This is a genomic window from Schaalia odontolytica (genome assembly GCF_002847525.1).
Classification (GTDB): Bacteria; Actinomycetota; Actinomycetes; order Actinomycetales; family Actinomycetaceae; genus Pauljensenia; species Pauljensenia odontolytica_B.
Genome location: NZ_PKKM01000003.1, coordinates 89889 through 103512 on the forward strand (window position 1 = coordinate 89889; position 13624 = coordinate 103512).

The window sequence follows — 13624 nt, forward strand, 5'->3', positions numbered from 1 at the left end:
CAAGGGCCGGACACTCCTTGCGGAATGTCCGGCCCAGTGCTCGAGTTGATCAGTGACTCACGGTCACTTCTCGTCGGCGGCCTGCTCGGCGGCGTCTGCAGCCTTGCCGGCCTCCTCGGCGATTTCCTCGGCCTCGTTGGCCTTGGCGAGATCGCCTTCCTCGCGAGCCTCTTCGGCGCGCTCGGCGGCAGCCTCGGCAGCCTTCTCGGCCTCTTCGGCGACGGCCTTGGCGGCGGTCTTCTCAGCAGCCTTCACGACGGCCTTCTTCTCGACCTTCTCCATGACGAGCTCAATGCGCATCAGGGGAGCGTTGTCGCCCTTGCGGTTACCGACGCGGATGAGGCGGGTGTAGCCGCCGGCGCGCTCGGAATCCATCGCGGGAACGAGCTCCTCGAAGAGGATCGCGACGATGCCCTTGTTGGGGATCTTCTTCATGACCGTGCGGCGGGCGTGCTGGTCGCCACGCTTGGCCTTGGTGATGAGCTTCTCGACGTAGGGGCGCAGGGCCTTAGCCTTGGCCTCGGTCGTCGTGATCGCACGGTGTTCGATGAGCTGAGCTGCCAGGTTCGACAGGATCAGCTTCTGGTGTGCCGGGCTACCGCCCAGACGAGCACCCTTCTTGGGGGTGGGCATGAGTTTCTCCTACGGATTCAATGCGTCCATCGGACGCACGGGGTCAGATGGACTGGTCGTCCGAAAAGATCGCGGCGGACTCCGAGTCGCCGAAGCTCGGCATAACCGAGTCCTTCAGCGTCATACCAAGGGCCGCCAGGGACTCCTTGATCTCTTCGATCGACTTGGTGCCGAAGTTGCGGATGTCGAGCAGGTCGGCCTCCGAGTGAGCAACCAGCTCGCCGACGGTCAGAATGCCGCGGCGACGCAGCGCGTTGTAGGAACGCGACTGCAGGTTCAGGTTCTCGATCGGGAGAGCCAGATCGGCTGCGAGGGTGGCGTCGGTGGTGGACGGACCCACCTCGATGCCTTCTGCTTCCTCGTTCAGTTCACGCATGAGGCCGAACAGCTCCACCAGCGTCTTGCCGGCCGAGGCCAGGGCATCGCGCGGGGTGATCGCCGGCTTGGTCTCCACGTCGATGACGAGGCGATCGAAGTCGGTGCGCTGCTCAACACGCGTCGCTTCGACCTTGTAGGTCACCTTGACGACGGGCGAGTAGATCGAATCAATCGGAATGCGAGAGATCTCGGCCTGCGGATCCTTGTTCTGAGCGGCCGACACGTAGCCACGGCCACGCTCGACGGTCAGCTCGATCTCCAGCTTGCCCTTCTCGTTGAGGGTGGCAAGGTGCAGATCGGGGTTGTGGATCTCCACGCCGGCGGGAGGCGTGATGTCGCCGGCGAGAACCTCGCCGGGGCCAGCCTTCCGCAGGTACATGACGACAGGCTCGTCGTTCTCGCTGGACAGGACGATCTGCTTGATGTTCAGGATGATCTCAGCGACATCTTCCTTCACACCTTCGATCGTGCGGAACTCGTGGGGGACGCCATCAATACGGATGGACGTCACCGCTGCACCCGGGATCGAGGACAGGAGGGTACGACGCAGGGAGTTACCCAGCGTGTAGCCGAACCCGGGCTCGAGGGGCTCCAGGGTGAAACGGGAGCGCAGGTCGCTGACCTTTTCTTCGGTCAGGATGGGTCGCTCTGCAATGAGCACGTCTATTCCTTTCTGGCCGGTGCCCGCTATATGACACCGGATATGGGAACCTGCTGAAGCAGGCTAAGGGAGTAAGAACCCGAAGGTTCAGACGTGGGGAGGGCAAAGCCCTCCCGTCCACAAGTCAGCCGCGGCGGCGCTTCGGCGGGCGGGTGCCGTTGAAGGCCTGAGGCGTGACGTCCTGGATCGAACCGATCTCGAGGCCGGCGGCCTGGAGGGAACGGATCGCGGTCTCACGGCCGGAGCCGGGACCCTTCACGAAAACGTCAACCTTCTTCATGCCGTGCTCCTGGGCGCGACGAGCCGCAGCCTCGGCCGCGAGCTGCGCGGCGAAGGGGGTGGACTTACGCGAACCCTTGAAGCCAACCTGGCCGGAGGACGCCCAGGCGACAACCGCGCCCGTGGGGTCCGTGAGGGAAACGATGGTGTTGTTGAACGTCGACTTGATGTAGGCGTGGCCGTTGGTGACGTTCTTCGAAATCTTGCGACGCGGCTTGCGGGCACCGCCCGAGCGCGAGGTCTTTGCTGCTGCCATTTCTGGTTCAGTTCCTTCTTGTCGCGGAAAGCTATCCCGAGGGGATGCGCTCTCCTAGGCCTTACTTGGCCTTCTTCTTGCCTGCAACGGTGCGCTTGGGGCCCTTGCGGGTACGCGCGTTGGTCTTGGTGCGCTGACCGTGGACCGGCAGGCCACGACGGTGGCGAAGGCCCTGGTACGAACCGATTTCGATCTTGCGACGAATGTCGGCCTGAACCTCACGGCGGAGGTCACCCTCAACCTTGAAGTTTGCCTCAATGTAGTCACGAAGCTTAACGAGTTCCTCTTCCGTCGCGTCCTTCACGCGAGTGTCCGGGCTGACGCCGGTGGCGGCGAGGGTCTCTGCCGCGCGGGTGCGGCCGACTCCGTAGATGTATGTGAGCGCGATCTCGAGCCGCTTCTCGCGGGGGAGGTCGACGCCGGCAATACGTGCCATGGTGATGTTGCTCCAGTTGTTCATCGGAGGTCGTCATCGCTCAGTCCGGGCGAGCAGCCCGGCCTCGGCCTCCGAACCGAGGGTCACCCACGGGTGGGTGCTTAGAGTGATGCTGTGGGGCTTGGTGCCCCGCGGGTCGCAGCGGGTCTCAGCCCTGGCGCTGCTTGTGCCTGGGGTTGTCGCAGATGACCATGACGTTGCCGTGGCGACGAATCACCTTGCACTTGTCACAGATCTTCTTGACACTCGGCTTGACCTTCATGGTTGTTACCTCCACTGCCCGTCGGGCAGTTCGTGTCGGGTCACTTGTAGCGGTAGACGATACGGCCTCGGGAGAGGTCGTAGGGGCTCAGCTCGACGACAACTCGATCCTCGGGCAGGATGCGGATGTAGTGCTGACGCATCTTTCCCGCAATGTGGCCGAGAACCACGTGGCCATTCTTCAGTTCCACACGGAACATCGCGTTAGGCAGGGCCTCAACGACCGTGCCTTCCATCTCAATGACGCCGTCTTTCTTCGCCATATCCTCCGTTTATCCTCTACATGTCTCGGATAGGTTGCGGCGGATGCCGCTAGGCATAGTGCACCGACGAATGCCGGATGCAGATACGCCCAAGGAACTACTCTACGGCATTCACGCCCATCGGCGGTAGTCAGGGTCCCTGTCGGTTCGCTCACGTTTAATGCGTCACATTTCATCGAATCGCCGTTATCGTTCGCCCCATAACGACGAGGCCGGGGCGGCCCGCACCCCACCGCTTCCTCAGCGCAGCGCCAGATAAGCGCGCGCGGGGTACCGCCCACAGTCTCCAACACACATCCGGATAGGAAACGAACATCCGGATAGCTTAATAACCTATCCGGATGCGCATAACCTATCCAGATAAGTCCCAAACAGAGGGAACCATGGGCCTCACGACGCAAAAACGCTAGGGCGCAGCCGTACAGACTGACTGAGCAGAGTGCAGGTGGTTATGGTCTCTCGGCAGACCACAGGGCCCGACCACACAAATGTCGCATGCAATTCGATTGGACGAAGATTCAACTAAGCCAGAAACCGTTGCAATTCCAACGCCACATTTTCATGGTTTGAAATAGTCGCGGGGGAATTGCATGCGACATCGATTGCGTGCGCAGCGATGTGGCAGCGCAAAGGCTGAGGGCGAAGTGTGCCTGGTCGAGTAACGCGCAACGCACACCACGCGCCACCAGTGTGGAGGGCGCCGACGGGCCTGCAGGGCCTGGCCGGGCTTCGAGCCGACGCGCCGAGCAAAGCTCGCGGCGCGGAAGGCGAGCGGGCGGGCGGGCCCGACGGCGCCCGGAACACCGGTGGCGCAGCCACGACCTCGTCGACGAACAGATCGGGCCCGATACCTGCGTGAGGTACCGGGCCCGCATGCGTCTGTGATGTCAGTCCAGTGACACCGGGGTGACGCCGTAGGGCGCCAGTCCGGCCACTCCCCCGTCGCGCGCCGTCAGGACGGAAACACCATCCTCGGTGATCGCAATCGAGTGCTCCCAGTGAGCGGCGTCGCGGCCGTCGACTGTACGCACCGTCCACTCGTCATCATCCGTCTGCGAAGCAATATCCCCGCGGGTGAGCATCGGCTCGACCGCCAGGACCATGCCAGGCTTCAGGCGAGCCTGAATCCCACGAACGTTGTAGTTGAGAACGTCCGGCGGCATGTGCATCTTCGTCCCGATACCGTGGCCAACAAACTCCTCAATGATGCCAGCTTCCCAGCCGTTGATAAGAGCATTCTCTGCGACGACGGTCTCAACCGCGTTGCCGACCGCGCTAATGCGCTTGCCGGTCGCAAGCCCCGCGAGGGCAGCCCACAGGGACTCTCGCGTCACTGCGTCGAGCTGACGACGCTCGCGCAGCAGGTTCTCGTCCACTCCGGCGATAGCACCGGTGGCTCGCTCCCCCGCCGCGAAGTCAGCGTCCGACACGAAGGTTTCGCCAACGATGACGCTGAAGGCAGCGTCCCCGTGCCACTGGCGACCACCGCGTTCCACATACGCACCGCAGTCAAAAGACACGATGTCGCCAGGGGCCAGCTCATAGTCGCCCGGGATGCCGTGAACGATCACGTCGTTCACGGAAATGCACACCGTCGCCGGATAGCCGTAGTAGCCCTTGAAGTTGGAAGTCGCTCCCCCGTCGACAATCGCCTGGGCGCTAACCTCGTCCAGCTCACGCGTCGTGATGCCGGGGCGAATGGCACCGCGCAGGGCCTCGTGGATAGACGCGACGACCAGGCCGGCCTCGCGCATCCATCGAAGCTCCTGCGCGGACTTCAGTTCAATGCGTGGCATCGCTTAGTTCTTTGCCACCGAGTCGAGGATCGCAAAGATGCGAGCCGTGACGTCGTCGATCGAACCCGAGCCGTCCACGACCTCGAGGAGATCCTGATCGACGTAGTAGGTGGCGACGGGCAGCGTCTGCTGGTGGTAAACCTCCAGGCGGTGACGCATGACCGGCTCAGTGTCATCCGTGCGGTGCTGCTCCTGAGCACGCTTGAGCATACGCTCCACGACCTCATCCTCGTCCACCTGGATCTCCAGGACGACGTCGATGGCCTTACCCAGGTCGAGAAGCATGTCGCGCAGGACGTGCGCCTGCTCCAGCGAACGCGGGTAGCCGTCCAGCAGGAAGCCATTGGCAGCGTCGGGGGCTGCGAGGCGCGCCTTCACCATCGTGTTCGTGACCGAGTCCGGAACGAACTCGCCACGATCCATGTAGGCCTGCGCCTGCTTGCCAATCTCCGTACCTTCCGCCATGTTGGCACGGAAGATGTCGCCCGTCGAAATAGCCGGGATACCAAGGCGCTCAGCGATGCGCGAGGCCTGGGTGCCCTTACCAGCTCCGGGAGGGCCGAGGAGGATGACGACTGTCATTTCAGGAATCCTTCGTAGTGGTGCTGCTGCAGCTGCGTGTTGATTTCCTTCACCGTCTGCAGGCCGACACCGATGATGATGAGCAGCGTGGTGCCACCGAAGGGCATCTGCGAGCTCGACAGCTTCAGCGGGATGATCGCCAGAGACGGCAGGAGGGCAATGATCACCAGGTAAAGGGCACCGGCAGAGGTGATTCGGTTGATCACGTAGCGCAGGTACTCAGCCGTGGGGCGTCCCGCACGGTATCCGGGGATGAAGCCTCCGTACTTCTTCATGTTGTCCGCAACCTCATCCGGATTGAACGTAATCGCGGTGTAGAAGAAGGTGAAGAACAGTGTCATGAGGGCGTAAATCGTCAGGTAGAACGTGCTGCCCTGCGTGAAGTGCGCGGAGATCCACTGGACCCACTGATCATCAGGCTTGCCGAACTGCGCCGCCATCGGGGGCAGGGCAAGAATCGAGGACGCGAAGATGACGGGGATAACGCCCGACATATTGATCTTCAGCGGGATGTACGTCGTCGTGCCGCCGTACTGACGACGGCCGATCATGCGCTTGGCGTACTGGACGGGAATGCGGCGCTGCGCCTGCTCCACGTAGACGACAGCGATAGCGACGAGGAGGAGAAGCGCGACGATCGCAGCGACCGAACCCCACTTGCCGGCCTGGCCAATGGAGAGCAGCTGCTCCGGGAGGCGGGCGGCGATGGACGTGAAGATCAGTAGCGACATACCGTTACCGATGCCGCGCTCCGTGATGAGCTCGCCCAGCCACATGATGACGCCGGTGCCGGCCATCATGACGATGATCATCATGATGAAGGTCAGAACCGAGCGGTCCTTGATGATGTCGTACTGGCACGACTGGAAGAGCTGGCCGCTGCGGGCGAGAGAGATCGTCGTCGTCGCCTGCAGGATGCCCAGGAAGATCGTCAGGTAACGCGTGTACTGCGTCAGCTTGGCCTGGCCGGTCTGCCCCTCCTTGTGGAGGTCATCAAAACGAGGAATGACGACCCTCAGCAGCTGGATGATGATCGACGCGGTGATGTACGGCATGATGCCGAGCGCGAAGATCGACAGCTGAAGGAGCGCTCCACCCGAGAACAGGTTGACGAGGTCGAGCAGCGACGCCTGCGACTCCTGCGCCATGCAGCGCTGGACGGCCTGCGAGTCCACGCCGGGCGTCGGGATGAACGACCCCAGCCGGAATGCGGCCATGATGAACAGGGTAAAGAGCAGCTTCCGACGCAGGTCGGGGGTACGGAACGCCTGGGCGAATGCACCGAGCAAGGCTTCCTCCTACGGGTGATGGGCAAGCGGGGCAGAGCCCCTAGACTGATCCAGCTTACCCGACACGGGTAGCGGTTGGCGATATCCAATCATTAAAAAAGCGCATTGCCATGTATTTAACGAAACACGGGGCGCGTGATCTCCGAGGCGGAGATCGGTTGTTTTCGGGGGCAAAAGGCCATTTGACAGCCTGTCGCCCACCATGCGGCAGACACGTAACGGGGGTGGTCCTTCGCAGGACCACCCCCGTTCACCGTCAGCGAGCCGAGATAGACCCGCCGGCAGCCGTGATCTTAGCCTCGGCGGAGGACGACCAGGAGTCGACCTCGACCTCGAGCTTCACGCTGAGTTCGCCGGTACCGAGCACCTTGACGGGCGCGGAGTCGCGAACGGCGTGCTTGGCGATGAGGTCCTCGACCGTGACCTTGCCGCCCTCGGGGAAGAGCTCCCCGAGCTTGCCAACGTTCACGACCTGGTACTCAACGCGGAAGGGGTTCTTGAAGCCGCGAAGCTTCGGCAGACGCATGTGAATCGGCATCTGGCCACCCTCGAAGCCGGCAGCAACCTGGTAACGGGCCTTGGTGCCCTTGGTGCCACGGCCAGCGGTCTTACCCTTCGAACCCTCACCGCGACCCACGCGGGTCTTCGCGGTCTTGGCTCCGGGGGCAGGACGCAGGTGATGCAGCTTAACGATCTGCGTCTTATTCGTGGAGTCCGCCATTGTCAGTCGACCTCCTCAGCGGTCACCAGGTGACGCACGGTGCGAACGGCGCCCAGAACGGCATCCGTCTGCTCACGCACGACACTCTGGCCGATCTTGCGCAGCCCGAGGGTGCGCAGCGTGTCCTTCATGTTCTGCTTCGCGTGAGCAGAGGACTTGACCTGCGTGATCTTGATGTGCTTCGCCATCACTTAGCCTCCCCTGCAGCGGCCTTGTCGGCCTCGGCGGCCTCGGCAGCCGCGCGCTTCTCGGCCTCGCCCTCTGCGCGAGCGCGCAGCATGGACGCGGGAGCAACGCGCTCGAGGGGCAGGCCGCGGCGAGCGGCGACAGCCTCGGGCTGCTCGAGCTGCTTGAGTGCGTCAACCGTCGCGTGGACGATGTTGATCGCGTTGGACGAGCCCAGCGACTTGGTGAGCACGTCGTGGACGCCCGCGGCCTCCAGGACGGCGCGCACCGGGCCACCGGCGATAACACCGGTACCGGGGGCGGCCGGACGGAGCAGGACGATACCGGCGGTATCGCGGCCCTGCACCACGTGCGTGATCGTGCGGCGGATCATCGGGACGCGGAAGAAGTTCTTCTTCGCCTCCTCAACGCCCTTGGAAATGGCCTGAGGAACTTCCTTGGCCTTTCCGTAGCCGACACCCACCGTGCCTTCGCCGTCACCCACGACAACCAGGGCGGTGAAGGAGAAACGACGTCCACCCTTCACAACCTTGGAGACGCGGTTGATCGTCACGACGCGCTCGATGTACTCGTTCTTGTTCTCGTTGTTCCGGCGGTTATCGCGATCGTTGCCGCGGCCGGAGCGGCGCTCACGGCGATCGTTGTTCTCGCCCGCGCCCGAACCGTTCCTGTCTCGCTGCTGTGCAGCCATCAGATGATCTCTCTTTCTTTCGGCTCGTTCACAGCTCGAGTCCGCCCTCACGGGCGGCCTCGGCAACGGCCGCAACGCGACCTGCGTACTTGTTACCACCACGGTCGAAGACGACAGCGGCGATACCGGCAGCCTTCGCACGCTCGGCGATCAGAGCGCCAACCTTGCGAGCCTTGTCGGTCTTCGTGCCCTCGGAACCGGCGACCTCGGTCTCGATGTCGGAGGCCGACACCAGGGTGTGGCCGACCGTATCGTCGATGACCTGAGCCACCATGTGGCGGTTCGAACGGGTGACGACCAGACGGGGACGCTCGGGCGTGCCGTTGATCTTCTTGCGGAGGCGGAGGTGACGGCGCTTGCGAGCGACGAACTTGCCCTTGCCCTTGATCGAGTAAGCCATCACTTACCAGCCTTTCCGACCTTGCGACGGATGGTCTCGCCCACGTAGTGGATGCCCTTGCCCTTGTAGGGCTCCGGCTTCTTCAGCTTGCGGATGCGAGCAGCGGTCTCGCCGACGAGCTGCTTGTCGATTCCGGAGACCGTGAACAGCGTCTGGGACTTCGGAGCGATCGTGAACTCGATGCCCTCGGGCGGGGTGATGGTGATCGTGTGGGAGAAGCCCAGGGAGAACTCGAGGTCCTTACCCTTGGCGACCACGCGGTAACCGGTGCCCGTGATTTCGAGATCCTTCTTGTAGCCCTCGGTCACGCCAACAATCATGTTGGCGATCAGCGTGCGGGACAGTCCGTGGAGCGAACGCGAGGTGCGCTCGTCGTTCGGACGCTCAACGACAACCTGGCCGTCTTCAATCTTCGCGACGATGGGCTCGGCAACAACGTGAGAGAGGGTGCCCTTGGGGCCCTTCACGGTCACGTTCTGGCCGTCGATCGTCACGTCGACGCCGGCGGGGATAGCGATGGGGTTCTTACCAATTCGCGACATTGTTCAGCCTCCTCATCACCAGATGTAGGCGAGGACTTCCCCACCCACACCCTTCTCGGCTGCCTGGCGGTCGGTGAGCAGGCCGGAGGACGTGGACAGAATCGCCACGCCGAGGCCGCCGCGGACCTTGGGCAGGTTGGTGGACTTGGCGTACACGCGCAGACCGGGCTTGGACACGCGCTTGAGCCCCTGGATGGCGGCTTCGCGGTGCGAGCCGTACTTCAGGTTGATCGTCAGGGTCTTGCCCACGCGGGCATCCTCGACGGAGGTCGAGGCGATGTAGCCTTCCTCGACCAGGATGTTCGCAATCGCGTTCTTGAGCTTCGAGTACGGCATGGAAACCGCATCGTGGTGCGCACGATTCGCGTTGCGCAGACGCGTCAGCATATCTGCAATCGGGTCTGTCATTGTCATGGGGGTTTATTCCCCTTCCTCGTCGCGGTTTCTCCGGTTACCCGGGACCTGCGACGTTCGTTTTACCAGCTGCTCTTGGTGACACCGGGGAGCTCGCCACGGTGGGCAAGCTCGCGCAGGCACACGCGGCACAGTCCGAACTTGCGGTACACCGAGTGCGGACGACCGCAACGGTTGCACCGGGTGTAGGCACGCACGCCGAACTTCGGCTTGCGGGCAGCCTTGACCTTCAGGGATGTCTTGGCCATGGGTCAGTCCTCCTTGAACGGGAAGCCGAGGTGACGGAGAAGGGCGCGACCCTCTTCGTCGGTGGTGGCCGAGGTGACAACCGTGATGTCCATGCCGCGCACTCGGTCGATCGAGTCCTGGTCGATCTCGTGGAACATCGACTGTTCCGTGAGACCGAAGGTGTAGTTACCGTGACCGTCGAACTGCTTGGGGGACAGTCCGCGGAAGTCACGGATACGGGGAAGCGCCGTCGAGAGGAGGCGGTCCAGGAACTCCCACATGCGGTCGCCGCGAAGCGTCACGTGCGCACCAATCGCCTGGCCCTCACGCAGCTTGAACTGCGCGATGGACTTCTTGGCGCGGGTGGTCACGGGCTTCTGGCCGGTGATCGCGGTGAGGTCGCGGATAGCGCCCTCGAGTGCCTTCGAGTCGCGAGCGGCCTCGCCGACACCCATGTTGACGACAATCTTCGTCAGTCCGCCGACCTGCATGACGTTCTCGTGCTTGAACTCAGCACGGAGCGCCTCGCGGATCTCGGAGACGTACTTTTCCTTCAGACGCGGGGCCATGCTCAGATCTCCTTGCCCTGCTCAACGCCGCGCTGCGCGCCGCCACGAGTCACGCGGACTCGGACGGTGCGGGTGCGGCCGCCGCGCTCAACGGTGTCCTCGCGGAAACCGACGCGAACGCGCTTCTTGGTCTCGGGGTCGACCAGAGCGACCTTCGACAGGGCGATGGGGGCTTCGATGGTCTCGATGCCGCCGGCGCTGCCCTGCTGGCCCTGGCGCACGTGGCGCGTCTTCAGGTTGATGCCCTCGACGAGGACCTTGCCCTCAGCCGGGAACACCTGGATGACGCGGCCCTGCTTGCCCTTATCGCCGGGCTTCAAGGGCTCGAGGCCCTCCTCAGCGCGACGGGCGTTGCGCTTGGCCAGCGCCTTCTCGTCGGACGTGCGTCCGCGAACGACCTCGACGAGGTCATTCTTACGAATCTTGGCTGCCATGGATCAGATCACCTCCGGAGCGAGGGAGACGATACGCATGAACTTCTTGTCGCGCAGCTCGCGGCCCACGGGGCCGAAGATACGCGTGCCACGCGGCTCGCCATTGTTGTTGATGATGACGGCCGCATTCTCGTCGAAACGAATGTAGGAACCGTCGGGGCGGCGGGTTTCCTTACGCGTGCGAACGATCACTGCCTTGACGACTTCGCCCTTCTTGACGTTGCCGCCGGGGATGGCGTCCTTCACGGTAGCGACAATGGTGTCGCCGATACCCGCGTAGCGCCGACCCGAGCCACCGAGAACACGGATGGTCAGGATCTCCTTGGCCCCTGTGTTATCGGCGACCTTCAGTCGCGACTCCTGCTGGATCATTTTCTATTGACTCCTGTCGTCGTGCCGGTTCTCTTCCGGATTGTACCGGTCGAGCCTTGCCGAACGGATTTCGGTCTGTGAGCGAAGGTCACTTCGCCTTTTCGAGGATCTCCACAACGCGCCAGCGCTTGGTGGCCGACAGCGGGCGGGTCTCCATGATGAGGACGAGATCGCCGACACCGCACTCGTTGTGCTCGTCGTGAACCTTGACCTTCTTGTTCTTGCGCATGACCTTGCCGTAGAGGGCGTGCTTGACGCGGTCCTCGATCTGGACGACAACGGTCTTGTCCATCTTGTCGCTGACGACGTAGCCGCGACGGACCTTACGCTCGTTACGAGCGGTGGTTTCTGCCATCAGGCTCACTCCTCAGTGCTCGGGGCGGTGCGGTAGCCAAGCTCCCGCTCACGCGCGATGGTGTAGATCCGGGCAATGTCGCGACGCACGGTCTTCATGCGACCGTGATCCTCGAGGTTGCCAACGGCCTGCGCGAAACGCAGGTTGAACAGCTCAGCCTTCGCCTTCTCGAGCTCCTTGGACAGCTGGGAGTTGTCCATGGCGTCGAGCTGCTCGGTGGTCAGACCCTTATCTGCCATCAGATGTCACCACCCTCTCGGACCACGAAGCGGGTCTTGATAGGAAGCTTGTGCTGGGCACGGCTGAGGGCCTCGCGAGCGAGCTCCTCGGGGACGCCTGCCAGCTCGAACATGACACGTCCGGGCTTGACGGGGGCAACCCACCACTCCGGAGCACCCTTACCGGAACCCATTCGGGTTTCGGCGGGCTTCTTGGTCAGCGGGCGGTCCGGGAAGATGTTGATCCAGACCTTACCGCCACGCTTGATGTGACGGGTCACGGCAATACGAGCCGCCTCAATCTGACGGTTGGTGATGTACGCAGCCTCGAGAGCCTGGATGCCGTAGTCGCCGAACGCCAGTTCGGTGCCACCGGAGGCAAAGCCAGTGCGGTGAGGACGGTGCTGCTTGCGGTACTTAGTCCGACGGGGAATGAGCATTGGGCTCAGGCCTCCGTTCCGGTCGTGGGCGCAGCGGCCTCGGAGGCCGAAGCCTCGCGGGGAGCCTGCTGCGCAGCGGTCTCCTGGTTGGGGCGTCCACCGCGGCGCGGGCCACCACGGCGGCCATCGCGACGGCCGCCACGCTGGGCCTGCTCGGCCTGCTGGCGAGCGAACTCGCGCTCGGTGATGTCGCCCTTGTAGATCCACACCTTGACGCCGATGCGACCGAAGGTCGTACGAGCCTCGTGGAATCCGTAGTCGATGTTCGCGCGGAGGGTGTGCAGCGGCACGCGACCCTCACGGTAGAACTCGGAGCGGGACATTTCAGCGCCACCCAGACGGCCGGACACCTGGACACGAATGCCCTTGGCGCCAGCGCGCTGCGCGGACTGGATGCCCTTACGCATCGCACGACGGAAGGACACGCGGGCAGCGAGCTGCTCGGCAATGCCCTGCGCAACGAGCTGCGCTTCGAGGTCGGGGTTCTTGACCTCAAGGATGTTCAGCTGAACCTGCTTGCCCGTCAGCTTCTCGAGCTGAACGCGCAGGCGGTCGGCCTCTGCACCACGGCGACCGATGACGATGCCCGGGCGAGCGGTGTGCAGATCGACGCGAACGCGGTCACGCGTGCGCTCGATGCTCACCTCGGCGATGCCGGCGCGCTCGAGGTTGTCGGTCAGGAACTTGCGGATCGCGACGTCTTCGGCCACGTAATCCGCGTAGCGCTGTCCCTTGGTGGTGGAGTCGGAGAACCAGCGAGACCGGTGGTCAGTGGTGATTCCCAGACGGAACCCGCGGGGGTTGACCTTCTGACCCATATCAGCGGTCTCCCTTCTTCTTGTCTTCCTTGGTACCCACCACGATGGTGATGTGGGAGGTGCGCTTCAGGATACGACCGGCGCGCCCCTGTGCACGGGGACGAATGCGCTTCATGGTCGGACCCTCGTCCACGTATGCCTCCAGGACGAGCAGGTCGGCCTCGTTGAAGGTCTCGCCGGCGTTCTCAGCCTTGACCTTCGAGTTGGCGACGGCGCTCAGGAGCACCTTGCGGACATCGGTGGCGACGGCCTGCGGGGCGAACCGCAGAATGTCGGCGGCCTCCAGAACACGCTTGCCGCGAACCTCGTTCACAACACGGCGGGACTTCTGGGGCGTGACGCGGATGAATCGCGCCTGCGCCTTGGCTTCCATGTATCTGCCTCTTCTTCCGTGGGGCCGGC

Annotated in this window: 24 protein-coding genes; all 24 read right to left on the reverse strand. The window is 63.5% G+C overall.

The window, feature by feature from the left end; genetic code table 11:
* Positions 1 to 63: 63 nt before the first annotated feature.
* Positions 64 to 633, reverse strand: a complete 570-nt coding sequence (gene rplQ / locus CYJ22_RS02550) for a 50S ribosomal protein L17 (protein ID WP_101600867.1) — start codon at positions 631 to 633, stop codon at positions 64 to 66.
* A 43-nt stretch (positions 634 to 676) separates the two neighbouring features.
* Positions 677 to 1672 carry a DNA-directed RNA polymerase subunit alpha gene (locus CYJ22_RS02555; protein ID WP_009054765.1) on the reverse strand — a complete coding sequence of 332 codons (996 nt, stop codon included), beginning with the start codon at positions 1670 to 1672 and terminating at the stop codon, positions 677 to 679.
* 124 nt (positions 1673 to 1796) lie between these two features.
* Positions 1797 to 2207: a 30S ribosomal protein S11 gene (rpsK, locus tag CYJ22_RS02560; RefSeq protein ID WP_003790556.1), complete on the reverse strand. Its 411-nt coding sequence runs from the start codon at positions 2205 to 2207 to the stop codon at positions 1797 to 1799.
* Positions 2208 to 2268: 61 nt separating this feature from the next.
* Complete coding sequence (rpsM, locus tag CYJ22_RS02565) at positions 2269 to 2643, reverse strand: 30S ribosomal protein S13 (protein ID WP_005872704.1); 375 nt, start codon at positions 2641 to 2643, stop codon at positions 2269 to 2271.
* A 148-nt stretch (positions 2644 to 2791) separates the two neighbouring features.
* Positions 2792 to 2905 carry a 50S ribosomal protein L36 gene (gene rpmJ / locus CYJ22_RS02570; RefSeq protein WP_003790577.1) on the reverse strand — a complete coding sequence of 38 codons (114 nt, stop codon included), beginning with the start codon at positions 2903 to 2905 and terminating at the stop codon, positions 2792 to 2794.
* Positions 2906 to 2945: 40 nt separating this feature from the next.
* Positions 2946 to 3167, reverse strand: a complete 222-nt coding sequence (gene infA / locus CYJ22_RS02575; protein WP_003790580.1) for a translation initiation factor IF-1 — start codon at positions 3165 to 3167, stop codon at positions 2946 to 2948.
* An 887-nt stretch (positions 3168 to 4054) separates the two neighbouring features.
* Entirely contained in the window at positions 4055 to 4963 is a 909-nt protein-coding gene (locus CYJ22_RS02580) for a type I methionyl aminopeptidase (protein ID WP_034497653.1), read from the reverse strand.
* Positions 4964 to 4966: 3 nt separating this feature from the next.
* Positions 4967 to 5545, reverse strand: coding sequence for an adenylate kinase (locus CYJ22_RS02585; RefSeq protein ID WP_009054742.1), 579 nt, complete (start codon positions 5543 to 5545; stop codon positions 4967 to 4969).
* Entirely contained in the window at positions 5542 to 6834 is a 1293-nt protein-coding gene (gene secY / locus CYJ22_RS02590) for a preprotein translocase subunit SecY (protein ID WP_009054737.1), read from the reverse strand. The genes CYJ22_RS02585 and secY overlap by 4 nt, the downstream gene beginning before the upstream one ends.
* Before the next feature lie 256 nt (positions 6835 to 7090).
* A complete protein-coding gene (gene rplO, locus CYJ22_RS02595) occupies positions 7091 to 7555 on the reverse strand; it encodes a 50S ribosomal protein L15 (RefSeq protein ID WP_003790587.1) in 465 nt (154 codons plus the stop codon).
* A 2-nt stretch (positions 7556 to 7557) separates the two neighbouring features.
* On the reverse strand, positions 7558 to 7743 hold the full coding sequence (rpmD, locus tag CYJ22_RS02600) for a 50S ribosomal protein L30 (RefSeq protein WP_101600869.1): 186 nt from the start codon (positions 7741 to 7743) through the stop codon (positions 7558 to 7560).
* Positions 7743 to 8432, reverse strand: a complete 690-nt coding sequence (gene rpsE / locus CYJ22_RS02605) for a 30S ribosomal protein S5 (protein ID WP_009054680.1) — start codon at positions 8430 to 8432, stop codon at positions 7743 to 7745. Before rpsE ends, rpmD begins: the two co-directional genes overlap by 1 nt.
* Positions 8433 to 8460: 28 nt before the next feature.
* On the reverse strand, positions 8461 to 8832 hold the full coding sequence (rplR, locus tag CYJ22_RS02610) for a 50S ribosomal protein L18 (RefSeq protein ID WP_101600872.1): 372 nt from the start codon (positions 8830 to 8832) through the stop codon (positions 8461 to 8463).
* Positions 8832 to 9374: a 50S ribosomal protein L6 gene (gene rplF, locus CYJ22_RS02615; protein ID WP_009054657.1), complete on the reverse strand. Its 543-nt coding sequence runs from the start codon at positions 9372 to 9374 to the stop codon at positions 8832 to 8834. The genes rplR and rplF overlap by 1 nt, the downstream gene beginning before the upstream one ends.
* Positions 9375 to 9389: 15 nt before the next feature.
* Positions 9390 to 9788 (reverse strand): 30S ribosomal protein S8, encoded by a 399-nt coding sequence (gene rpsH, locus CYJ22_RS02620; protein WP_009054660.1) that lies wholly within the window; start codon positions 9786 to 9788, stop codon positions 9390 to 9392.
* Between the two features lie 62 nt (positions 9789 to 9850).
* Positions 9851 to 10036, reverse strand: coding sequence for a type Z 30S ribosomal protein S14 (locus tag CYJ22_RS02625; protein WP_003790603.1), 186 nt, complete (start codon positions 10034 to 10036; stop codon positions 9851 to 9853).
* 3 nt (positions 10037 to 10039) lie between these two features.
* Positions 10040 to 10585, reverse strand: coding sequence for a 50S ribosomal protein L5 (gene rplE, locus CYJ22_RS02630; protein WP_101600874.1), 546 nt, complete (start codon positions 10583 to 10585; stop codon positions 10040 to 10042).
* 2 nt (positions 10586 to 10587) lie between these two features.
* Positions 10588 to 11019 carry a 50S ribosomal protein L24 gene (gene rplX, locus CYJ22_RS02635; protein WP_009054686.1) on the reverse strand — a complete coding sequence of 144 codons (432 nt, stop codon included), beginning with the start codon at positions 11017 to 11019 and terminating at the stop codon, positions 10588 to 10590.
* 3 nt (positions 11020 to 11022) lie between these two features.
* On the reverse strand, positions 11023 to 11391 hold the full coding sequence (gene rplN, locus CYJ22_RS02640; protein WP_003790609.1) for a 50S ribosomal protein L14: 369 nt from the start codon (positions 11389 to 11391) through the stop codon (positions 11023 to 11025).
* Positions 11392 to 11479: 88 nt separating this feature from the next.
* Positions 11480 to 11746 (reverse strand): 30S ribosomal protein S17, encoded by a 267-nt coding sequence (rpsQ, locus tag CYJ22_RS02645; RefSeq protein WP_003790611.1) that lies wholly within the window; start codon positions 11744 to 11746, stop codon positions 11480 to 11482.
* A gap of 5 nt (positions 11747 to 11751) precedes the next feature.
* Entirely contained in the window at positions 11752 to 11985 is a 234-nt protein-coding gene (gene rpmC / locus CYJ22_RS02650) for a 50S ribosomal protein L29 (RefSeq protein WP_003790613.1), read from the reverse strand.
* A complete protein-coding gene (gene rplP / locus CYJ22_RS02655) occupies positions 11985 to 12404 on the reverse strand; it encodes a 50S ribosomal protein L16 (RefSeq protein ID WP_003790615.1) in 420 nt (139 codons plus the stop codon). Before rplP ends, rpmC begins: the two co-directional genes overlap by 1 nt.
* Positions 12405 to 12409: 5 nt before the next feature.
* Entirely contained in the window at positions 12410 to 13222 is an 813-nt protein-coding gene (gene rpsC, locus CYJ22_RS02660) for a 30S ribosomal protein S3 (RefSeq protein WP_009054672.1), read from the reverse strand.
* A 1-nt stretch (position 13223) separates the two neighbouring features.
* Positions 13224 to 13595 carry a 50S ribosomal protein L22 gene (gene rplV, locus CYJ22_RS02665; RefSeq protein WP_003790620.1) on the reverse strand — a complete coding sequence of 124 codons (372 nt, stop codon included), beginning with the start codon at positions 13593 to 13595 and terminating at the stop codon, positions 13224 to 13226.
* Positions 13596 to 13624 lie beyond the last annotated feature (29 nt).